This window comes from Pseudomonas azotoformans (assembly GCF_001579805.1).
Classification (GTDB): domain Bacteria; phylum Pseudomonadota; class Gammaproteobacteria; order Pseudomonadales; family Pseudomonadaceae; genus Aquipseudomonas; species Aquipseudomonas azotoformans_A.
On sequence record NZ_CP014546.1, the window covers coordinates 1,542,993 to 1,562,334 of the forward strand.

Consider the following 19,342-nt stretch of genomic DNA (forward strand, 5'->3'; position numbering starts at 1 on the left):
CCCTCAGTGTTATTGGTTTTGGCAGGGTTGTGGATAACGTGCCTTGCGCTCCAGGTCGTCGAGGTCGATATGGTTGCGCATGTATTGCTGACTGGCGTCCACCAGTGGCTGGTGATCCCAGCTCTTCAGCTTGCCCTGGGTCAGTGCTTCAAACACCAGACGGCGGCGGCGTTGGCTGGCGAGCACCTGTTGGTGGATCGCCGGGATATCCCATTTGGCCCGCGCCTCGTCCAGGAAGGCTGCAAACAGCGCCCGGTGTTGCTGCGACTGGCTGAGGTCTTCCTGCTCCCGTGGGTCGTTGTGTACATCGAACAGTAGACAAGGGTCGTCTTCGCTGTAGATGAATTTGTAGGCGCCCCGGCGAATCATCATCAGCGGGCTGATGGTGCCTTCGGCCATGTACTCGCCAAACACTTCGTCATGCCCGCCCTGCCCTTGCAAGTGCGGGACCAGCGAGCGGCCGTCCAGTGGCAGGCGCGGGTCCAGCTCGCCGCCGGCCAGTTCCACCAGGGTTGGCAGCAGGTCGGCGGTGGACACGGCTTTGCTCACGCGACCTGCCGCGAACTGTCCCGGCGCACTGACCAGCAGCGGCACGCGGGCGGCCATTTCAAACCAGTGCATTTTGTACCAAAGGCCCCGCTCGCCGAGCATGTCGCCGTGGTCGCCGGAGAAGATGATGATGGTGTCGTCGGCCAAGCCGGTGTCTTCCAGGGTTTGCAGCAGCTTGCCGACGTTGCTGTCGATGTAGCTGCACGCGCCGAAGTAGGCACGCCGTGCATCGCGGATCTTATCCACAGGCAGCGGCTTGTCCCACAGGTCGTAGACCTTGAGCAAGCGCTGGGAATGCGGGTCGAGATCGCTTTGCGCGGGTGTTGTAGGCAACGGGATGTCGGCATCGTCGTAAAGGTCCCAGAACGGTTTGGGAATGGTGTACGGGTCGTGAGGGTGAGTCATCGATACCGTCAGGCAGAACGGCTGGTCGCCGTCTTCGCGGATATGGTCGAACAGATATTGCTGCGCCTTGAACACCACCTCTTCGTCGAAATCCAGCTGGTTGGTGCGCACGCACGGCCCGGCTTGCAGCACCGACGACATGTTGTGATACCAGGTGGGGCGCACGTCCGGCTCGTCCCAGTTCACCGCCCAGCCATAGTCGGCGGGGTAGATGTCGCTGGTCAGGCGTTCTTCGTAGCCATGCAACTGGTCGGGACCGCAGAAGTGCATCTTGCCCGACAAAGCGGTGCGATAGCCGAGGCGGCGCAGATAGTGGGCATAGGTCGGCACGTCGGCGGGGAAATCGGCGGCGTTGTCGTAGGCGCCGATCTTGCTCGGCAACTGGCCACTCACCAGGGTGAAACGCGACGGCGCGCACAACGGGCTGTTGCAATAGGCGGCATCGAATACCACGCCCTGCTCGGCGAGGCGACTCAGGTTGGGCAACTTGATAGGCGAAGAACCGTAGAACGGAAGCAACGGGGCGGCCATTTGATCGGCCATGATGAAAAGAATGTTCTTGCGCTTCATGATCTATCGGCATTCCATAGGCGGTGTTTATGCCAGTGAGCATGCAGCCCATGAAAATTGGGGTAAAGCCCATGAAAAGCAATGTCTAGGATAAGCACAGCTTATGTATGAAGCCCTCGGTGACCTGTCCCTCGATTTGCTGCGCGCCTTCGAAGCCGCCGCACGCCATCGCAGTTTTACCGCCGCCGCGATGGAACTGGGCACCACCCAACCGGCCATCAGCCAGCAGATCAAGCGCCTGGAAGAACAGTTGGCGATCCGCCTGTTTGATCGCATCTACCGGGGCATCGAACTGACTGACGCTGGTGCCCTGTTGTTCGAGCATGTGCAAGGTGGTTTGCAGGGCATCAACCAGGGCTTGAGCCGGATCACCCAACAGGACCAGCATGAAGTGCTGCAAGTCGCCACCGACTTCGCCTTCGCCGCCTATTGGCTGATGCCGCGCCTGCATCGTTTTCACCAGGCCAACCCTCAGGTCGATGTGAGCCTGGTGACCAGCGAGCGCAATCACGCCACTTTGCGCAGCGATATTGACGTGGCGGTGTTGTTTGGCGACGGCCGTTTCAAGCAGGGCGACAGCCTGTGGCTGTTCAACGAGGAAGTGTTCCCGGTGTGCAGTCCGCAGTGGCTCAAGGAACAGGCGACACCGCTGACTGTGCAAAATTTGCACGATGTCCCCTTGCTGCACCTGCGCCAGGAAAACAACAGCCAGTGGTTCGACTGGAGCGGTGTGTTTCGCGAATTGGGCATCGCCAGCGCACCGACGCCCGGCCAATTGCGTTTCGACAATTACACCCTGTTGATCCAGGCGGCGATTGCCGGCCAGGGCGTGGCTATCGGCTGGCGGCACCTGGTGGATAACCTGCTGGAGCAGGGCTGGTTGTGCCGACCGGTGAGCGACACCGTCATCTCGCGCTTTGGCTATTACGTGGTGCAGCCCCAGCGCAAACGCCGAGGGCAGTTGGTCGAGCGCTTCGTCGACTGGCTGGTGGCAGAACAAGCCAGCAGCGCGCAGTCGCTGACCGGGCTGGCCCTGCCGTCCATTGCGGTCTAGCATCTGGCGCCTATTGGATCCGGAGTCCGCCATGCAACGTATCAAGGGCTACCACGCCCATATCTACTTCGACGCCAGCACCATCGAACAGGCGCGCACCCTGTGCGAAGACGCCGCCAAACTCTTCCCGCTGCGCATGGGGCGTGTGCACGAACGACCGGTGGGCCCGCACCCGGATTGGAGTTGCCAACTGGCGTTCGATCCCGAATACATCGGCGTGGTGCTGCCATGGTTGGTGATCCATCGCAACGGGCTGGTGGTGTTCCTGCACCCCGAGACCGGCGATGACTTGAAGGACCACACCGACTATGCGGTGTGGATGGGGGCGATGCGGGAACTGAACTTGTCAGCCTTTTCCTGAATAAAATCCCTAAATATGGGATTGATATTTATATATTGAGACTTGCGCCCGCGTAGGTTTATATTCGCTGCATCCGCTCAGAACTCAGGTGAAGCGATGCAGGCGCAATTGATCGCGCTCGATTGGGGGACCAGCTCCCTTCGTGCTTACAAACTCGGCCCCGCAGGCACCGTGCTGGAACAGCGCTCGCTGGCGTGGGGCATCATGCATTTGCCCGCCGAACCCCGGGACATTGCCGGTGTGCGTTGCAGCAACGGCTTCGAGTTGGCGTTTGATGCGGCCTGCGGGGATTGGCTCGACGCCGAACCGGGTTTGCCGGTGATTGCCTGTGGCATGGTCGGCAGCGCCCAAGGCTGGAGCGAAGCGGCCTATCGCAATACCCCGGTCGACGTCGCCAGCCTCGGCCAGGCGCTGCACCAGGTGCACAGCCTGCGCGGCGTGGACGTGCACATCGTGCCAGGCGTGATTGAGCAGGTCGGCTTGCCCAACGTAATGCGCGGCGAAGAAACCCAAGTGCTGGGCGTGCTGCAAGGGCTGGGCGCCGATGGGTTGATCGGCCTGCCGGGCAGCCATTCCAAGTGGGTCGAGGTGGTCGACGGCTGCATCACGCACTTCGATACCTTCATGACCGGCGAGCTGTTTGCAGTGTTGAGCAAACACAGCATCCTCGGGCGTACCCAGCAACCCAGCGAGCGATTCCAGGCCGAAGCCTTCGACCGAGGCGTGCACGTGGCGCTTTCCGAAGACGGCCAGCGCGGCGTGCTGTCCACCTTGTTCAGTGCCCGCACCCTCGGGCTCACCGGCGAACTCGCGCCTGACCAGCAGCCCGATTACCTGTCCGGCTTGCTTATCGGCCATGAACTCGCCGGTCTGCCCGACAGCGCCAAACACAAGCCGATCATCCTGGTCGGCGCCGCGCCACTTTGCACCCGTTATCAACGCGCCCTCGCCCTTTGCGGCTTTGCCCACGTCAGCCTGGCGCAGGAAGCCACCGAGCGCGGCCTGTGGCAACTGGCCGTGGCGGCCGGGCTCACTCAACCTGTATTGGAGGCCTGACATGCTCAAGCAAGCACTCGCGCAAAACGGTTTGATCGCCATCCTGCGCGGCATCCGCCCGGACGAAGCCCAGGCTGTCGGCCAGGTGCTGTACCAGGCGGGGTTTCGGGTGATCGAAGTCCCGCTGAATTCGCCCGACCCTTACACCAGTATCCGCACCCTGCGCGACAGCTTGCCCGCCGATTGCCTGATCGGTGCCGGCACGGTGTTGACGCCGGAGCAGGTCGAGCAGGTAAAGGCGGCCGGCGGCCAGGTGATCGTCATGCCCCACAGCGATGCCAAGGTGTTGCGTGCCGCCAAAGCTGCAGGCCTGTTTCTGTCGCCGGGCGTGGCCACGCCGACCGAAGCCTTCGCCGCACTGGCCGAAGGCGCCGACGTGTTGAAGCTGTTCCCCGCCGAGCAAATGGGCCCTTCGGTGATCAAGGCGTGGCTGGCGGTATTGCCGGCCGGCACCTTGCTGCTGCCGGTGGGCGGCATCACCCCGGACAACATGCAGGTATTTGTCGATGCCGGCGCCAAAGGCTTCGGGTTGGGTTCCGGGCTGTTCAAACCGGGTATGACTGTGGATCAGGTAGCGAGCCGCGCCCAGGCTTATGTCGCCGCCTGGAAAGCCCTCAGCTGAATCAAGTTTCGCGCCTACCGGCGCCGCATCTATAAGAGAGATAACAGATGAAAATCACGAAATTGACGACCTTTATCGTCCCGCCGCGCTGGTGCTTCCTCAAGGTCGAAACCGACCAGGGTGTGACCGGCTGGGGTGAGCCCGTGGTCGAGGGCCGCGCCCACACCGTGGCAGCGGCTGTCGAAGAACTGTCCGACTACCTGATCGGCAAAGACCCCCGCAATATCGAAGACATCTGGACCGTGCTCTATCGCGGCGGCTTCTACCGCGGCGGCGCGGTGCACATGAGCGCCCTCGCCGGCATCGACCAGGCGCTGTGGGACATCAAGGGCAAGGCCCTCGGTGTGTCGGTCAGCGATCTGCTCGGCGGCCAGGTGCGTGACAAGATCCGCGTGTACTCCTGGATCGGCGGCGATCGCCCGGCCGACACCGCCCGCGCTGCCAAAGAGGCGGTGGCCCGTGGTTTCACGGCGGTGAAGATGAACGGCACCGAAGAACTGCAGTTCGTCGACAGCTTCGAAAAAGTCGACCTGGCCCTGGCCAACGTCGCCGCCGTGCGTGACGCGGTGGGCCCCAACGTCGGCATCGGCGTCGACTTCCATGGCCGGGTGCACAAGCCCATGGCCAAGGTGCTGATGAAGGAACTCGACTCGTACAAGCTGATGTTCATCGAAGAACCGGTGCTCAGCGAAAACTACGAAGCACTGAAAGAGCTGGCGCCGCTGACCAGCACGCCGATTGCCCTGGGCGAGCGCCTGTTCTCGCGTTGGGATTTCAAGCGTGTGCTCAGCGAAGGCTATGTCGACATCATCCAGCCGGATGCGTCCCATGCCGGTGGCATCACCGAAACCCGCAAGATCGCCAACATGGCCGAAGCCTACGACGTGGCCCTGGCCCTGCACTGCCCGTTGGGCCCGATTGCCCTGGCGGCGTGCCTGCAATTGGACGCGGTCTGCTACAACGCGTTTATCCAGGAGCAAAGCCTGGGCATTCACTACAACGAGAGCAATGACCTGCTCGACTACGTGCGCGATCCGGGCGTATTCGACTATGACCAGGGCTTTGTGAAGATCCCCAACGGGCCGGGCCTGGGCATCGAGATCAACGAGGAATACGTGATCGAACGCGCGGCCATCGGCCATCGCTGGCGTAACCCTATATGGCGCCACGCCGACGGCAGCTTCGCCGAGTGGTAAGCACCCTGTAGGAGCCGGGCTGCCGGCTCCTGCAAGCCCTCAATAAACATAAGAAGAGGCAACCCCCCATGCACCCTGAATCCTTCACCGGGCAGGCTTCTTTAGTCACGCCTACCCGAAAGCGCTTCTTCATCATGGTGCTGCTGTTTATCACCGTGGTCATCAACTACCTCGACCGCAGCAACCTGTCCATCGCCGCCCCGGCCCTGACCAGTGAGTTGGGGATCGACCCGGTGCACGTCGGGCTGATTTTCTCCGCGTTCGGCTGGACCTACGCCGCCATGCAGATCCCCGGCGGCTGGCTGGTGGACCGCGTGCCGCCGCGCATCCTCTACACGGCGGCCCTGCTGTTGTGGTCCATCGCCACGGTCATGCTCGGCTTCGCCGCCAGCTTTATCGCGCTGTTCGTGTTGCGCATGGCGGTGGGCGCGTTGGAAGCGCCGGCCTACCCGATCAACAGCCGTGTGGTTACCACCTGGTTCCCCGAGCGTGAGCGCGCCACGGCGATTGGCGTTTATACCTCCGGGCAATTTGTCGGGCTGGCATTCCTCACGCCGGTACTGGCCTGGCTGCAACATGCCTTTGGCTGGCACATGGTGTTTGTCGCGACCGGTGGCGTGGGCATTGTCTGGGCGGTGATCTGGTACGCGGTGTACCGCGAACCGAAGGATTTCAAAGGCGCGAATGCCGCTGAAATCGACCTGATCCGTGAAGGTGGCGGCTTGGTGGATATGCAGGAAAAAGCCGCCAAGGCGCCGTTCAGTTGGGTCGACCTGGGCATCGTGTTGAGCAAGCGCAAACTCTGGGGGATCTACCTGGGGCAGTTCTGCCTCAACTCCACGCTGTGGTTCTTCCTGACCTGGTTCCCGACCTACCTGGTGAAATATCGCGGTATGGACTTCATCAAGTCCGGCCTGCTGGCGTCATTGCCATTCCTGGCGGCGTTTGTCGGCGTACTGTGTTCGGGGATCTTTTCCGACTGGCTGATTCGTCGCGGCGCGTCGGTGGGGTTCGCGCGCAAGTTGCCGATCATCGGCGGGCTGCTGATCTCCACGGCGATCATCGGTGCCAACTATGTGGATTCGACGGCGTGGGTGATTGCGTTCCTGGCGGTGGCGTTCTTTGGTAATGGGTTGGCGTCGATTACCTGGTCGCTGGTGTCGACCCTGGCACCGGCCCGCCTGTTGGGGCTGACCGGTGGGGTGTTCAACTTCATCGGCAACCTGTCGGCGATTGCCACGCCGATCGTGATTGGCTTTCTGGCCAGTGGCGATTCGTTTGCGCCAGCAATAACCTATATTGCGGTGCTGGCGTTGCTTGGGGCGCTCTCCTACATATTGTTGGTGGGCAAGGTCGAGCGGATCGAGTTAGATGAAAGCCCTAGTTGAGCACACCGTCCAGAATCTCATAGACGATGCCCGTACCCACGGCGATCAACACCACATCCGGCCCCGAACGGCGCCATTCATAGCCGGGATACACCGGCAGGCGCGCCAGGGCCCGGTTATCGAGACGTTCGCCGTAATAGCCGCGCGGCAGCGGCTGGCCCCGCACCAGGCGTACATTCGGCGGTGGCGGTGCGCCACGGGCGAACTGGCCGTGGTTGTCGTGGATGATCTGGCGGACCGGGCCGAAGTCTTGGGGCGGGCCGCCGCGACGGTTGTCCTGCGGGCCGCGATGGTCGTCGCCGCGTTGTTCGTGCTGGCCCTGCGGGCCGCCACGGTCAGGGCCGCCTTGGTCATAAGGCGCAGCCTGCACCAGGGCGCTGGCGCCAAGCACCAGCACGCCAAGGCCGGCAATCACGGTTTTGGGCATTTTCATCGGGTATTCCTCAGGGCACGCAAACAAAAAAGGGATTTCGAACGAGGTTCGAAATCCCTTGGTCTTGCTGTTTAGGCCGTGCCCGGGCGGGTTGATTCCTCTGTATCAGGAACTTTACCTACTGCTTACGGGGCCCTTACTTACGAGCGTTACGCACGCCTTCCGACAATGCCGCACACAGGCTCAGTACACCGTCGATGGCTTGCTGGTCATTCTTGGCGTTGGCGATGTGGTCGATCAGCGCCGAACCTACGACGACACCATCAGCCAAGCGGGCGATGGCCGCCGCTTGTTCCGGCGTGCGGATACCAAAACCGATGCTGATCGGCAGGTCGGTATGGCGACGCAGGCGGGTCACGGCTTCTTCGACGTGCTCCAGGGTCGCGGCGCCAGCACCGGTCACACCGGCCACCGACACGTAGTACACAAAGCCGGAGCTGCCATTCAGAACCGTCGGCAGGCGCACATCATCGGTGGTTGGCGTGGTCAGGCGGATGAAGTCGATACCCGCCGCTTGGGCCGGGTCACACAGTTCGCCGTTATGCTCGGGCGGCATGTCGACCACGATCAGGCCGTCCACGCCGGCTGCCTTGGCGTCGGCAATAAACTGCGGCACGCCGTATTTGTGGATCGGGTTGAAGTAGCCCATCAACACCAGCGGCGTGTCGTTGTTGTCCTGGCGGAACTCGCGGACCATCTGCAGGGTTTTCACCAGGTTCTGCTTGGCGTTCAACGCGCGGATGTTGGCCAGTTGAATGGCCGGGCCGTCGGCCATCGGGTCGGTGAAGGGCATGCCCAACTCGATCACGTCGGCGCCGGCGGCTGGCAAGCCTTTGAGGATCGCCAGCGAGGTGTCGTAGCCAGGGTCGCCGGCCGTGACGAAGGTCACCAGGGCGGCGCGATTCTGTTCTTTGAGCTGGGCGAAGCGGGTTTGCAGGCGGCTCATCAGTGTTTCTCCTGCTGAGAAGTTTCCATGTGGTGCATCACGGTCTGCATGTCTTTGTCGCCACGGCCGGACAGGTTGACCACCATCAGGTGATCCTTCGGCAGGGTCGGCGCGCGTTTGAACACTTCGGCCAGGGCGTGGGCGCTTTCCAGGGCTGGAATGATCCCTTCCAGGCGGCAGCATTTGTGGAAGGCGTCGAGGGCTTCATCGTCGGTCACCGAGGTGTATTGGACGCGACCGATGTCGTGCAACCACGCGTGTTCCGGGCCGATGCCGGGGTAATCCAGGCCAGCGGAGATCGAGTGGGCGTCGATGATCTGGCCGTCGTCGTCCTGCAGCAGGAAGGTGCGGTTGCCGTGCAGCACGCCCGGTACGCCACCGTTGAGGCTGGCCGCGTGCTTGCCGGTTTCGATGCCGTGGCCGGCCGCTTCAACGCCGATGATCTCGACGCTGGTGTCGTCCAGGAACGGGTGGAACAGGCCCATGGCATTGGAACCGCCGCCGATGCACGCCACCAGGCTGTCCGGCAGGCGGCCTTCCTGGGCTTGCAGCTGGTCGCGGGTTTCCTTGCCGATCACGGCCTGGAAGTCGCGCACCATTGCAGGGTAAGGGTGCGGGCCGGCCACGGTGCCGATCAGGTAGAAGGTGCTGTCGACGTTGGTCACCCAGTCACGCAGGGCTTCGTTCATCGCGTCTTTCAGGGTGCCGGTGCCAGCCACCACTGGGATCACTTCGGCGCCCAGCAGCTTCATGCGGAACACGTTGGCTTGCTGGCGCTCGATGTCAGTGGTGCCCATATAGATCACGCATTGCAGGCCGAAGCGCGCGGCCACGGTGGCAGTGGCCACGCCGTGCATGCCGGCGCCGGTCTCGGCGATGATGCGTTTTTTACCCATGCGCCGTGCCAGCAGGATCTGGCCGATGCAGTTGTTGATCTTGTGCGCGCCGGTGTGGTTCAGCTCTTCGCGCTTGAGGTAGATCTTGGCGCCGCCGCAGAATTCGGTCAGGCGTTCGGCGAAGTACAGCGGGCTTGGACGACCGACGTAGTCACGTTGGAAGTAGGCCAACTCCTCTTTGAATGCAGGATCTTCCTTGGCCGCTTCGTATTCGCGGGCCAGGTCGAGGATCAACGGCATTAAGGTTTCAGCGACGTAACGGCCGCCGAACGCGCCAAACAGGCCGTTGGCGTCTGGGCCGTTGCGTAGATCGGTCTGGGACTGAGTCATGGGACGCTCCAGGAAAGAAGGGGTGTGGGAAGCAATGAGGGCCACTCTACCCCTGACGTTCTACGCTGAAAACCGATAAGATCGCCACAACCTGTCAGGAAAACTCACAGATGAGCCGAGACCTTCCGCCCCTCAACGCCCTGCGTGCCTTTGAAGCGACTGCGCGCTTGAACAGCGTCAGTCAGGCCGCCGAGCAATTGCATGTGACCCACGGTGCCGTTAGCCGCCAGTTGAAGGTGCTGGAGGAGCATTTGGGTATCAGCCTGTTCGTCAAGGAAGGTCGCGGCCTTAAACTCACAGATGCGGGCGTTCGGCTGCGGGATGCCAGCGCCGAGGCCTTCGAGCGGTTGAGGGATGTATGTGCCGAGTTAACCCAGGCCAGTGCCGACGCGCCTTTCGTGCTCGGCTGTTCGGGCAGCCTGCTGGCGCGCTGGTTGATCCCGCGCCTGGGCCGCTTGAACGCAGACTTGCCGGACCTGCGCCTGCACCTGTCGGCGGGTGATGGGGATCTGGACCCGCGCCGCCCAGGCTTGGACGCACTGTTGGTGTTCGCTGAGCCGCCATGGCCGGCGGATATGCAGGTGTATGAGCTGGCCAGTGAACGCATCGGCCCGGTGATGAGCCCGCGCTTTGCCGGCTATGAACGTTTGCGCGAGGCACCCGCCGAGGCCTTGTGTGGTGAAAAGCTGTTGCACACCACGTCACGCCCGCAAGCCTGGCCCAGTTGGGCGGCGCAGCACGGCATCGAGCCCGGCGCGTTGAAACATGGCCAGGGGTTTGAGCATTTGTATTATTTACTGGAGGCGGCAGTGGCAGGATTGGGTGTAGCCATCGCCCCGCAGCCGCTGGTGGCCGAGGACTTGCGTGCGGGTCGCCTGGTGGCGCCGTGGGGTTTCAGTGAAACCCCGGCGCACCTGGCGCTGTGGCTGCCCAAGCGCGCCGCCGATGGGCGCGCCGGGCAACTGGCGCAGTGGCTCAAGGCTGAGCTACGGCGCGAACCGGTTTAGTCGCCGCGTTTGCACAGCAGATAAGCCGCGAGCAGGCCCAGTGCACCGACGGCGACGCCGGCTGTGGTCCATGGGTGCTCTTGTGCGTAGTCCCGGGTTGCAACACCGGTTTCGCGGATTTTGACTTTGCTTTCTTCGTAGGCATCGCTGATCAAGTGGCGGGAGTGCTTGAGGGCATTCTCGGCATTGCTTTTCAGGGCCTTCAAGGTTTTGCGCGACTCGTCGGATGCATCGTCCTTGAGGCTTTCCAAAGACTTGAGCAGGCTCGAAATCTCGGCTTCCATGCTTTCCAGCGACGCTTTGCGTAAAGAAGTGTTGGCCATGTGGACTCTCCTGAAGTGATTGAGTGGCGTGTGTAGATACCGACTGCGGCCGTTTCAGAAAGTGCAGTAAATCTGAACTTTCGGGTACGAACAGTCGCCAGAAGCAGTACGAACATTGACTGCTACGCTTGCTTAACGACCCTTAGGAGAACTGCCATGAGTGATCATCACACCTACAAGAAAGTTGAACTGGTGGGCTCGTCTACCTCCAGCATCGAAGACGCCATCAACAATGCGCTGGCCGAGGCCAACAAGAGCATCAAGCATCTGGAATGGTTCGAGGTGACTGAAACCCGTGGTCACATCAAGGACGGCAAGGCCGCGCACTTCCAGGTCACCCTCAAGGTGGGGTTCCGAATTGCCAGTAGTTGATCGCATCGGTTGAACTTGCTGACTGGCCGATTGCCATAACCTGCGCTACAACCAATGGGTGCCGATGCCACAAGCGTCGGCACGCTCTTTTCGATCAGCGCAAGGAAAGTAACGGATGAAGAAGTTCCTGTTAGCGGTAGGTTTGTTGAGCATTGCAGGCACGGCCCTGGCGGCGGGCAAGCCTTGTGAAGAGCTCAAAAGCGAAATTGCAGCGAAAATCGACGCCAAGGGCGCTTCGGGTTATTCGCTGGAAGTGGTGGATAAAGGCGCTGCGCCGAGCGATCACACAGTGGTCGGCACCTGCGAGGGTGGCACCAAGGAAATTGCCTACAAGCGCGGTTAATCCCGTGTTGCAGACATAAAAAACCGACGCGTTGCGTCGGTTTTTTTCGTCTGAAGGTTTTAGCCCTTCATCACCTGCGCCAGCAGCTCGTAGGAATGAATCCGGTCGGCGTGTTCGTACAGGTCGCTGGTGAAAATCAGCTCGTCGGCGCCGGTCTGCTCGATCAACACCTCCAGCTTGGCGCGGATCTTCGCCGGGCCGCCGACCATTGCCAGGCCCAGGAAGCTGCCGACCGCGTCTTTTTCATGGGGCAACCACAAGCCGTCCATGGTTTTTACGGGTGGACGCTGCACCAGGCTTTGCCCGCGCATCAGCGCAAGGATGCGTTGGTAGACGGAGGTAGCCAGGTAGTCCGCTTGCTCGTCGGTATCTGCCGCGACCAGGGGAATGCCGAGCATCACGTAGGGTTTATCCAGCACGGCTGACGGTTTGAAGTGATTGCGGTACACGCGAATCGCCTCATGCATCAGGCGGGGTGCGAAATGCGAGGCGAAGGCGTAGGGCAAACCGCGTTCGCCTGCCAGCTGTGCACTGAACAAGCTGGAGCCGAGCAGCCACACCGGTACGTTAGTGCCGGTGCCAGGCACGGCGATGATCCGTTGGTCGGGAGTGCGAGGGCCCAGGTAGGCCATCAGCTCAGCCACGTCTTCCGGGAATTCATCCGCGCTGCCGGAGCGCTCACGGCGCAGGGCACGGGCGGTCATCTGGTCGGAGCCGGGCGCGCGGCCCAGACCCAGGTCGATACGGCCGGGGTAGAGGCTTTCCAGGGTGCCGAACTGTTCGGCGATCACCAGCGGCGCGTGGTTGGGCAACATCACGCCGCCGGAACCGACGCGAATGGTCGAGGTACCACCGGCCAGGTAGCCCAGCAGCACCGAAGTGGCCGAACTGGCGATACCGTCCATATTGTGGTGCTCGGCCACCCAGAAACGGTTGTAGCCGAATTTTTCCACGTGCTGGGCCAGGTCCAGGGAATTGCGCAGCGACTGCGCGATGCTGCCATTGGCGCGTACGGGCACCAGGTCGAGGGTGGAAAATTTTACGTCGGACAGCGATTTCATAAGCCTGCTTCTCCAATGGGGGCGCAGGCTTCTTAGACGAACCAAAACCTGCCGCTTCATGTGCATGTCTATGCAATGAGGGCATATACCCGAGATTCAATAGCGACTCAGGAAATTTCCTACTTGATTGCTAGGTTTCTCTCACAAGATGAACTTTGCCAGTCCGACTATCCTCAGAACCCTTACTGACGCAAAACCACCGTTCGAGGAGACCGCTATGAGTATTGTGAAAAAAGCATCCGCGCATTGGGAAGGTGACCTGAAGACAGGCCTGGGGTCCATTTCCACGGAAACCGGCGTGCTACGTGAAGCGCCCTACGGCTTCAAGGCGCGTTTCGAGGGTGGCAAGGGCACCAACCCCGAAGAACTGATCGGAGCGGCCCACGCCGGCTGTTTCTCCATGGCCTTTTCCATGATTCTCGGCGATGCCGGGCTCAAGGCCGACAGCATCGACACCCAGGCTGAAGTAACCCTGGACCAGGTCGACGGTGGTTTTGCGATCACCGCCGTGCACCTGATCCTCAAGGCCAAGATTCCGGGTGCAAGCCAGGCGCAGTTCGATGAATTGAGCAAGAAGGCCAAGGAAGGGTGCCCAGTGTCCAAGGTGCTGAATGCGAAAATCAGCCTGGATGCCACGCTGGTCGGCTAATCCCTCTACTTCAGGAGCGAGCAGGCTCGCTCCTGAAGCCTCAAATATGATCGAATAGCCTGCAGCCTAAGCGCACATCCGTGCGCAGTGCATTCAGGGAGCTTCACACATGAAACGTTTTGCCTTGGCAATCATCTGCGGTGTATTGGCCACTTCGGCCGTGGCCGCGCCAAAAGATTGTGAAGAGCTCAGGAAAGAGATTGAAGTGAAGATCCAGGCCAAGGCGATTCCTTCGTACACCCTGGAAATCATCACCGCCGAAGAAGCCAAGAATCACGACAGTGCGATGATTGTCGGTTCGTGCGAAAACGGCACCAAGCGCATCATCTACCAGAAAAACAACGACTGATCAGATGCAGTTGACGCTGCGTTCCTCCGCGAGCAACTGACGCGCCGAGTCATATAGCCGGATATTCGGCGTGAAGGCCAGCGAGCGCCCTTCCAGCACGTAACGCTGGCCGGCCTGGAAGTGGTCGTATTCCAGGGTCATGAAGCAGGTGCGATACATCATCTGGCTGAGCCCACCCAAACCGCCGCCGGCCGGGACTTCAAAGTCGAAGCGCACCATCAGTTCGTGATGGCCGGGCGGGAATTGGAAGAAACGCCCATCCTCCAGGTTCTTGCCATCCAGGCGCTGCGCCATCACCAGCTTGGAACCCGGTGTCGGCGTGGTGAAGTCGACCCACGCTTGCTGTGGATCCGCCGGTGGCACGGGCGTGGTGGTGCAGGCACCGAGGAACAGGGCGGCAACGGGAAGCAAGAGCTGGCGCATGGCAGGCACTCAATGGGAAGGAAGTAGTGAGCCTGGCGCCGATGGCAGCAGACTCCCTATGAGTATAAACACGTCATGCCATGGAAAAATTCCGCACAGGCGCGATAGTCTGGCGAGCAAATTACCCAGGAGCGGTCGGGGCATGGTCAGGCGTTTTCTTCCAGGGGTGATGGTCTTGCTGCTCAGCGGCTGCTCCAGCGTGAGTTATTACAGCCAGTTGGTCAGCGGCCAATGGCAATTGCTGCGGGCCCGAGAGCCGGTGGCGCAGGTCATTGCCGATTCTTCCCGCCCGCCGCTGTTACGCGAACACCTGGTGCAATCACAAAAAGCGCGCACGTTCGCCAGTGAGCATTTGCACCTGCCTGACAACCAGAGCTACAGGTTGTATGCCGATATCGGTCGGCCCTATGTGGTCTGGAATGTGTTTGCCACGCAGGAGTTTTCCCTGTCCCCCGAAACCCATTGCTTCCCCATTGCCGGCTGTGTGGCCTATCGCGGTTACTACAACCAGGGCGCGGCGCGCGGTGAGGCGGCGTTGTTGAAACAGCGCGGCATGGATGTGTCGATCGGTGGCGTCGAGGCCTATTCCACCTTGGGTTGGTTCAACGACCCGATCATGAATTCGATGATGAGCTGGGGCGATGAGCGCCTGGCCACGTTGATTTTCCATGAGCTGGCGCACCAACGTTTCTATGTGAAGGACGACACCGAGTTCAACGAGTCGTTTGCCAATTTCGTCGAGCAAGAAGGCACGCGGCAATGGCGTGCTGCGCGGGGGTTGCCGCCGCAGAGCCTGTCGACGTCGAAGCAGCGTGACCAGTTTATCCAGCTGGTCCTCGACACCCGGCAACGCTTGGAAAAACTCTATGCCCAACCGCTGGCCGCTGATGCGATGCGTCAGGCCAAGGCGGCCGAGTTCGAGCGTTTGCGCAGCGAGTACCGGCAACTGCGCGACAGCCAGTGGGGCGGGGATAAGCGTTATGACGCGTGGATCAACCAGCCGATGAACAACGCGCGGTTGTTGCCGTTCGGGCTGTATGACCAGTGGGTGCCGGCGTTTGCGGCGTTGTTTGCACGGGAAGGTGGGGATTGGGTGAGGTTTTATAAGGCGGTGGAGAAGATCGGTGGGATGCCGATTGACCAGCGCAAAGCAGCGTTGAGGCAGTTGCAAGGTGATGGCCTTTAGGGCCTCTTCGCGAGCAAGCCCGCTCCCACATTCGGCCCCGTTCCTACCGAATAAATGCGGTCGAATGTGGGAGCGGGCTTGCTCGCGAAGGCGGTCTCAAGGCCGCTGTAGGAACGCCTGATGCATCTCACCCAATGTTTCAAAATGCCAAGTCGGCGCCTCGGCATTCAGCTCTTCGAAACTGCCAAACCCATACCCCACCGCTGCCGAATCCAACCCGTTGCTGCGCGCGCCGATCAGGTCATGCTTGCGGTCACCAATCATCAGGGTGGTGGCCGGGTCCAGGCCTTCCTCGCTCATCAAGTGGGCGATCAGTTCGACCTTGTTGGTGCGCGTACCGTCCAGTTCGCTGCCGTAGATCACCTTGAAGTGCTTGGCGAAATCGAAGTGCCGCGCGATCTCGCGGGCGAATACCCAAGGCTTGGAGGTGGCGACGTAGAGTTGGCGCCCCTGGCCGCTCAAGTCCTCCAGCAACGGCATCACGCCGTCGAACACGCGGTTCTCATACAAGCCGGTCACCTTGAAGCGCTCGCGGTAGAAATTCACCGCCTCCCAGGCCTTGGCTTCGTCAAAACCGTAGAACTGCATGAACGCTTGCAGCAACGGCGGGCCGATGAAGTGCTCCAGCTTGGTCAGATCCGGCTCGTCGATCCCCAGTTTGCCGAGGGCATATTGGATCGAGCGGGTAATGCCTTCGCGCGGGTCAGTGAGGGTGCCGTCCAGGTCGAACAGCACGGTTTGGTAGTGCAGGGTCATCGGTCGAATCCTTCAGCCAGGTGCAGGTCTTTGAGCTTCACGTAGTTCGCGGCGCTGTAGGTGAAAAAGGCGCGCTCCTTGTCAGTCAGCGGGCGGACTTGTTTAACCGGGCTGCCCACGTACAGGAACCCGCTTTCGAGTTTCTTGCCTGGCGGCACCAGGCTGCCGGCGCCGATGATCACGTCGTCTTCCACCACCGCGCCGTCCATGACGATGCTGCCCATGCCGATCAGGATGCGGCTGCCCACGGTGCAGCCATGCAGCATGACTTTGTGGGCGATGGTCACGTCGTCGCCGATCAGCAACGGGAAGCCCTCCGGATTGAAGGGCCCTGCGTGGGTGATGTGCAGCACGCAGCCATCCTGCACGCTGGTGCGCGCACCGATGCGGATGCGGTGCATGTCGCCGCGGATCACGGTCAGCGGCCAGACCGAGCTGTCGGCGCCGATTTCGACATCGCCGATCACCACCGCCGAAATATCGACAAAAGCCCCGGCGCCCAGGGCCGGCGTGTGGTTCTGATAGGTGCGAAGGGTCACGATAGCCTCTCTCTCTTCTGCTGATAGCTGCGGTGGGCGTTGATTGTAATTAAGATGGCCCCATCTTTGTTCTTACATGTTTCTTCAGCCAAGGTGCCAACCGTGAGCGCGAACAACCCGCTTCTGCAGTCCTACGACCTGCCGCCGTTCTCGGCGATCCGTGCCGAGCACGTCCAGCCGGCCATCGAACAGATCCTCGCCGACAACCGTGTCGCCATCGAAGGCATCCTGCAAAGTCAGGGGAAAAATCCGACGTGGGCCGGTCTGGTCCTGGCCATGGACGAACTGAATGACCGCCTGGGCGCCGCCTGGAGCCCGGTCAGCCACCTCAACGCCGTGTGCAACAGCGCCGAACTGCGCGAAGCCTACGAAGGCTGCCTGCCGGCGTTGAGCGCCTACTCTACCGAGATGGGCCAGAACCGTGCACTGTTCCAGGCCTTCGAAGCCCTGGCCAACAGCCCGGAAGCCGCCGGTTTCGACGTGGCGCAAAAAACCATCCTGGAACACTCCCTGCGTGACTTCCGTCTGTCGGGTATCGATCTGCCGCCGGAGCAGCAAAAACGCTACGCCGAAGTGCAGAGCAAGCTATCCGAGCTGGGCAGCAAATTTTCCAACCAATTGCTGGATGCCACCCAGGCCTGGACCAAACACGTCACCGACGAAGCCACCCTCGCCGGCCTGACCGATTCGGCCAAGGCGCAAATGGCCGCCGCCGCCCAGGCCAAAAGCCTCGACGGCTGGTTGATCACCCTGGAATTCCCAAGCTACTACGCGGTGATGACCTACGCCCAAGACCGCGCCCTGCGTGAAGAAGTCTACGCGGCCTACTGCACCCGTGCGTCGGACCAAGGCCCGAATGCCGGTCAGAACGATAACGGCCCGGTGATGGAACAGATCCTCGACCTGCGTCAGGAGCTGGCCAAGCTGCTGGGTTATGCGTCGTTCTCCGAATTGAGCCTGGCCACCAAAATGGCCGAGTCCAGCGACCAGGTGCTGAGCTTCCTGCGCGACCTGGCCAAGCGCAGCAAGCCGTTTGCCGCCCAGGACCTGCAGCAGCTCAAGGCCTACGCCGCCGAACAAGGCTGCGCCGACCTGCAAAGCTGGGACAGCGGTTTCTACGGCGAAAAACTCCGCGAGCAACGCTACAGCGTGTCCCAGGAAGCCCTACGCGCCTACTTCCCGATCGACAAAGTGTTGAGCGGCCTGTTTGCCATCGTGCAACGCCTGTATGGCATCGAGATCGCCGAGCAAAAAGGCTTCGACACCTGGCACCCGGATGTCCGCCTGTTTGAAATCAAGGAAAACGGCCAGCACGTCGGCCGTTTCTTCTTCGACTTGTACGCCCGCGCCAACAAGCGTGGCGGCGCCTGGATGGACGGCGCGCGCGACCGTCGCCGCAAAATCGACGGCGTACTGCAAAGCCCGGTGGCCAATCTGGTGTGCAACTTCACCCCGGCCGACAGCGGCAAGCCTGCCCTGCTGACCCACGATGAAGTCACTACCCTGTTCCACGAATTCGGCCACGGCCTGCATCACCTGCTGACCCGTGTTGAACATGCTGGCGTGTCCGGTATCAACGGCGTGGCGTGGGATGCGGTGGAGTTGCCGAGCCAATTCATGGAGAACTGGTGCTGGGAGCCAGAGGGCTTGGCGTTGATTTCCGGTCACTACGAAAGCGGCGAACCACTGCCCCAGGATCTGCTGGAAAAAATGCTCGCGGCGAAAAACTTCCAGTCCGGCTTGATGATGGTGCGTCAGCTGGAGTTTTCGCTGTTCGACTTCGAACTGCATGCCACCCACGGTGATGGCCGCAGCGTGGCCCAGGTGCTCGAAGGCGTGCGCGATGAGGTGTCGGTGATGCGTCCGCCGGCCTACAACCGCTTCCCCAACAGCTTCGCGCACATTTTCGCTGGCGGTTATGCGGCGGGTTACTACAGCTACAAGTGGGCTGAAGTGTTGTCGGCGGATGCCTTCTCCAAGTTTGAAGAAGAGGGCGTACTCAACGCTGAGACCGGCCGCGCCTTCCGCGAGGCGATCCTGGCGCGTGGCGGTTCCCAGGAACCGATGGTGCTGTTCGTCGACTTCCGCGGACGTGCGCCGTCGATTGACGCACTCTTGCGCCACAGCGGCCTGAGTGAGGACGCGGCAGCATGAGTGAAGGGCCTGTGATCACCAAAAAGCAATTTATCGCCGGGGCGGTCTGCCCGGCGTGCAGCGAGCCGGACAAGTTGAAGATGTGGACCGAAGACAACGTGCCCCATCGCGAGTGCGTGGCTTGCGGCTATACCGACACGCTGAATGACCAGGGGCTGTCGGTGCCCAAGGAATTGGGCACGCGGGTGAATACGTCTGCGTTGAAAGCCCCAGCGGACCCCAAGGTGCAGGCGGTGCAGTTCTTTCCTAATCCGAAGCTGAAAAAAGACTGACAACGTTGATGTCTTCGCCCTGAAACAAAAACTTCAGGGCGAAGAGCGTTAAGCATTTACACCCTTCTCTGCTGTGGCGTGTTCCAGGATGACAACTCCCTG

At 61.4% G+C, this 19,342-nt stretch carries 23 protein-coding genes; 14 read left to right on the plus strand and 9 right to left on the minus strand.

Annotated elements, in window-relative coordinates; all coding sequences use genetic code 11:
* Positions 1-9 precede the first annotated feature (9 nt).
* Positions 10-1,524, minus strand: coding sequence for a choline-sulfatase (gene betC / locus AYR47_RS07205; protein WP_061434727.1), 1,515 nt, complete (start codon positions 1,522-1,524; stop codon positions 10-12).
* 103 nt (positions 1,525-1,627) lie between these two features.
* Between betC and AYR47_RS07210 the strand changes: the two genes are divergently transcribed.
* The 6 genes from AYR47_RS07210 to AYR47_RS07235 all read left to right on the plus strand — a co-directional run bounded on the left by AYR47_RS07210 (position 1,628) and on the right by AYR47_RS07235 (position 7,201).
* Entirely contained in the window at positions 1,628-2,578 is a 951-nt protein-coding gene (locus AYR47_RS07210) for a choline sulfate utilization transcriptional regulator (protein ID WP_061434728.1), read from the plus strand.
* A gap of 31 nt (positions 2,579-2,609) precedes the next feature.
* Positions 2,610-2,939, plus strand: coding sequence for a DOPA 4,5-dioxygenase family protein (locus AYR47_RS07215; RefSeq protein ID WP_028618611.1), 330 nt, complete (start codon positions 2,610-2,612; stop codon positions 2,937-2,939).
* A gap of 96 nt (positions 2,940-3,035) precedes the next feature.
* A complete protein-coding gene (locus AYR47_RS07220) occupies positions 3,036-3,995 on the plus strand; it encodes a 2-dehydro-3-deoxygalactonokinase (RefSeq protein WP_033900439.1) in 960 nt (319 codons plus the stop codon).
* A 1-nt stretch (position 3,996) separates the two neighbouring features.
* Positions 3,997-4,617, plus strand: coding sequence for a 2-dehydro-3-deoxy-6-phosphogalactonate aldolase (locus AYR47_RS07225; RefSeq protein WP_061434730.1), 621 nt, complete (start codon positions 3,997-3,999; stop codon positions 4,615-4,617).
* Between the two features lie 47 nt (positions 4,618-4,664).
* Positions 4,665-5,813 (plus strand): galactonate dehydratase, encoded by a 1,149-nt coding sequence (gene dgoD, locus AYR47_RS07230; protein WP_061434732.1) that lies wholly within the window; start codon positions 4,665-4,667, stop codon positions 5,811-5,813.
* Positions 5,814-5,881: 68 nt separating this feature from the next.
* Entirely contained in the window at positions 5,882-7,201 is a 1,320-nt protein-coding gene (locus AYR47_RS07235; RefSeq protein WP_033900436.1) for an MFS transporter, read from the plus strand.
* Here the strand turns inward: AYR47_RS07235 and AYR47_RS07240 are convergent.
* The 3 genes from AYR47_RS07240 to trpB all read right to left on the minus strand — a co-directional run bounded on the left by AYR47_RS07240 (position 7,194) and on the right by trpB (position 9,806).
* On the minus strand, positions 7,194-7,634 hold the full coding sequence (locus AYR47_RS07240) for an anti-virulence regulator CigR family protein (protein ID WP_033900434.1): 441 nt from the start codon (positions 7,632-7,634) through the stop codon (positions 7,194-7,196). The genes AYR47_RS07235 and AYR47_RS07240 overlap by 8 nt on opposite strands.
* A 136-nt stretch (positions 7,635-7,770) precedes the next feature.
* Positions 7,771-8,580, minus strand: a complete 810-nt coding sequence (trpA, locus tag AYR47_RS07245; protein WP_033900432.1) for a tryptophan synthase subunit alpha — start codon at positions 8,578-8,580, stop codon at positions 7,771-7,773.
* Positions 8,580-9,806 (minus strand): tryptophan synthase subunit beta, encoded by a 1,227-nt coding sequence (gene trpB, locus AYR47_RS07250; RefSeq protein ID WP_016978751.1) that lies wholly within the window; start codon positions 9,804-9,806, stop codon positions 8,580-8,582. Before trpB ends, trpA begins: the two co-directional genes overlap by 1 nt.
* A gap of 110 nt (positions 9,807-9,916) precedes the next feature.
* On the opposite strand from trpB, the gene AYR47_RS07255 reads away from it, so the two are divergent.
* Positions 9,917-10,813, plus strand: coding sequence for a LysR family transcriptional regulator (locus tag AYR47_RS07255; protein ID WP_033900427.1), 897 nt, complete (start codon positions 9,917-9,919; stop codon positions 10,811-10,813).
* On the opposite strand, the gene AYR47_RS07260 is transcribed toward AYR47_RS07255, so the two are convergent.
* Complete coding sequence (locus AYR47_RS07260) at positions 10,810-11,136, minus strand: DUF883 family protein (RefSeq protein WP_003170746.1); 327 nt, start codon at positions 11,134-11,136, stop codon at positions 10,810-10,812. The two genes, AYR47_RS07255 and AYR47_RS07260, sit on opposite strands and share 4 nt — an antisense overlap.
* 156 nt (positions 11,137-11,292) lie before the next feature.
* On the opposite strand from AYR47_RS07260, the gene AYR47_RS07265 reads away from it, so the two are divergent.
* Positions 11,293-11,508: a dodecin gene (locus AYR47_RS07265; RefSeq protein ID WP_007953919.1), complete on the plus strand. Its 216-nt coding sequence runs from the start codon at positions 11,293-11,295 to the stop codon at positions 11,506-11,508.
* A gap of 115 nt (positions 11,509-11,623) precedes the next feature.
* Entirely contained in the window at positions 11,624-11,851 is a 228-nt protein-coding gene (locus tag AYR47_RS07270) for a DUF1161 domain-containing protein (protein ID WP_028618619.1), read from the plus strand.
* A 59-nt stretch (positions 11,852-11,910) separates the two neighbouring features.
* Here the strand turns inward: AYR47_RS07270 and AYR47_RS07275 are convergent, their stop codons facing one another.
* The gene (locus AYR47_RS07275) at positions 11,911-12,912 is read right to left on the minus strand and encodes an LLM class flavin-dependent oxidoreductase (protein ID WP_033900424.1); all 1,002 of its coding nucleotides are present in this window, start codon (positions 12,910-12,912) and stop codon (positions 11,911-11,913) included.
* 217 nt (positions 12,913-13,129) lie between these two features.
* Here AYR47_RS07275 and AYR47_RS07280 point away from each other — a divergent pair, with 217 nt between their 5' ends.
* Positions 13,130-13,561: an OsmC family protein gene (locus tag AYR47_RS07280; RefSeq protein ID WP_038851085.1), complete on the plus strand. Its 432-nt coding sequence runs from the start codon at positions 13,130-13,132 to the stop codon at positions 13,559-13,561.
* A 109-nt stretch (positions 13,562-13,670) separates the two neighbouring features.
* Positions 13,671-13,910 carry a DUF1161 domain-containing protein gene (locus tag AYR47_RS07285; RefSeq protein ID WP_016969660.1) on the plus strand — a complete coding sequence of 80 codons (240 nt, stop codon included), beginning with the start codon at positions 13,671-13,673 and terminating at the stop codon, positions 13,908-13,910.
* Here AYR47_RS07285 and AYR47_RS07290 read toward each other — a convergent pair whose 3' ends face one another.
* Positions 13,911-14,333: a PA0061/PA0062 family lipoprotein gene (locus AYR47_RS07290; protein WP_033900419.1), complete on the minus strand. Its 423-nt coding sequence runs from the start codon at positions 14,331-14,333 to the stop codon at positions 13,911-13,913. It lies immediately after the preceding gene.
* Positions 14,334-14,475: 142 nt separating this feature from the next.
* On the opposite strand from AYR47_RS07290, the gene AYR47_RS07295 reads away from it, so the two are divergent.
* Positions 14,476-15,519 (plus strand): aminopeptidase, encoded by a 1,044-nt coding sequence (locus AYR47_RS07295; RefSeq protein WP_061434734.1) that lies wholly within the window; start codon positions 14,476-14,478, stop codon positions 15,517-15,519.
* Between the two features lie 96 nt (positions 15,520-15,615).
* Here AYR47_RS07295 and AYR47_RS07300 read toward each other — a convergent pair whose 3' ends face one another.
* Both AYR47_RS07300 and AYR47_RS07305 read right to left on the minus strand, forming a co-directional pair.
* Positions 15,616-16,275, minus strand: coding sequence for an HAD family hydrolase (locus AYR47_RS07300; protein ID WP_033900415.1), 660 nt, complete (start codon positions 16,273-16,275; stop codon positions 15,616-15,618).
* On the minus strand, positions 16,272-16,814 hold the full coding sequence (locus AYR47_RS07305) for a gamma carbonic anhydrase family protein (protein WP_033900414.1): 543 nt from the start codon (positions 16,812-16,814) through the stop codon (positions 16,272-16,274). The genes AYR47_RS07300 and AYR47_RS07305 overlap by 4 nt, the downstream gene beginning before the upstream one ends.
* A 54-nt stretch (positions 16,815-16,868) precedes the next feature.
* On the opposite strand from AYR47_RS07305, the gene prlC reads away from it, so the two are divergent.
* Positions 16,869-18,968 carry an oligopeptidase A gene (gene prlC, locus AYR47_RS07310; protein WP_177075791.1) on the plus strand — a complete coding sequence of 700 codons (2,100 nt, stop codon included), beginning with the start codon at positions 16,869-16,871 and terminating at the stop codon, positions 18,966-18,968.
* Positions 18,965-19,240, plus strand: coding sequence for a YheV family putative zinc ribbon protein (locus AYR47_RS07315; RefSeq protein WP_010207776.1), 276 nt, complete (start codon positions 18,965-18,967; stop codon positions 19,238-19,240). The genes prlC and AYR47_RS07315 overlap by 4 nt, the downstream gene beginning before the upstream one ends.
* Positions 19,241-19,342 lie beyond the last annotated feature (102 nt).

Bases quoted from the DNA above. Each gene is read 5' to 3' on its own strand.
- betC (WP_061434727.1), bottom strand. From the start codon at position 1,524: ATGAAGCGCAAGAACATTCTTTTCATCATGGCCGATCAAATGGCCGCC.
- AYR47_RS07210 (WP_061434728.1), top strand. From the start codon at position 1,628: ATGTATGAAGCCCTCGGTGACCTGTCCCTCGATTTGCTGCGCGCCTTC.
- AYR47_RS07215 (WP_028618611.1), top strand. From the start codon at position 2,610: ATGCAACGTATCAAGGGCTACCACGCCCATATCTACTTCGACGCCAGC.
- AYR47_RS07220 (WP_033900439.1), top strand. From the start codon at position 3,036: ATGCAGGCGCAATTGATCGCGCTCGATTGGGGGACCAGCTCCCTTCGT.
- AYR47_RS07225 (WP_061434730.1), top strand. From the start codon at position 3,997: ATGCTCAAGCAAGCACTCGCGCAAAACGGTTTGATCGCCATCCTGCGC.
- dgoD (WP_061434732.1), top strand. From the start codon at position 4,665: ATGAAAATCACGAAATTGACGACCTTTATCGTCCCGCCGCGCTGGTGC.
- AYR47_RS07235 (WP_033900436.1), top strand. From the start codon at position 5,882: ATGCACCCTGAATCCTTCACCGGGCAGGCTTCTTTAGTCACGCCTACC.
- AYR47_RS07240 (WP_033900434.1), bottom strand. From the start codon at position 7,634: ATGAAAATGCCCAAAACCGTGATTGCCGGCCTTGGCGTGCTGGTGCTT.
- trpA (WP_033900432.1), bottom strand. From the start codon at position 8,580: ATGAGCCGCCTGCAAACCCGCTTCGCCCAGCTCAAAGAACAGAATCGC.
- trpB (WP_016978751.1), bottom strand. From the start codon at position 9,806: ATGACTCAGTCCCAGACCGATCTACGCAACGGCCCAGACGCCAACGGC.
- AYR47_RS07255 (WP_033900427.1), top strand. From the start codon at position 9,917: ATGAGCCGAGACCTTCCGCCCCTCAACGCCCTGCGTGCCTTTGAAGCG.
- AYR47_RS07260 (WP_003170746.1), bottom strand. From the start codon at position 11,136: ATGGCCAACACTTCTTTACGCAAAGCGTCGCTGGAAAGCATGGAAGCC.
- AYR47_RS07265 (WP_007953919.1), top strand. From the start codon at position 11,293: ATGAGTGATCATCACACCTACAAGAAAGTTGAACTGGTGGGCTCGTCT.
- AYR47_RS07270 (WP_028618619.1), top strand. From the start codon at position 11,624: ATGAAGAAGTTCCTGTTAGCGGTAGGTTTGTTGAGCATTGCAGGCACG.
- AYR47_RS07275 (WP_033900424.1), bottom strand. From the start codon at position 12,912: ATGAAATCGCTGTCCGACGTAAAATTTTCCACCCTCGACCTGGTGCCC.
- AYR47_RS07280 (WP_038851085.1), top strand. From the start codon at position 13,130: ATGAGTATTGTGAAAAAAGCATCCGCGCATTGGGAAGGTGACCTGAAG.
- AYR47_RS07285 (WP_016969660.1), top strand. From the start codon at position 13,671: ATGAAACGTTTTGCCTTGGCAATCATCTGCGGTGTATTGGCCACTTCG.
- AYR47_RS07290 (WP_033900419.1), bottom strand. From the start codon at position 14,333: ATGCGCCAGCTCTTGCTTCCCGTTGCCGCCCTGTTCCTCGGTGCCTGC.
- AYR47_RS07295 (WP_061434734.1), top strand. From the start codon at position 14,476: ATGGTCAGGCGTTTTCTTCCAGGGGTGATGGTCTTGCTGCTCAGCGGC.
- AYR47_RS07300 (WP_033900415.1), bottom strand. From the start codon at position 16,275: ATGACCCTGCACTACCAAACCGTGCTGTTCGACCTGGACGGCACCCTC.
- prlC (WP_177075791.1), top strand. From the start codon at position 16,869: ATGGCCCCATCTTTGTTCTTACATGTTTCTTCAGCCAAGGTGCCAACC.
- AYR47_RS07315 (WP_010207776.1), top strand. From the start codon at position 18,965: ATGAGTGAAGGGCCTGTGATCACCAAAAAGCAATTTATCGCCGGGGCG.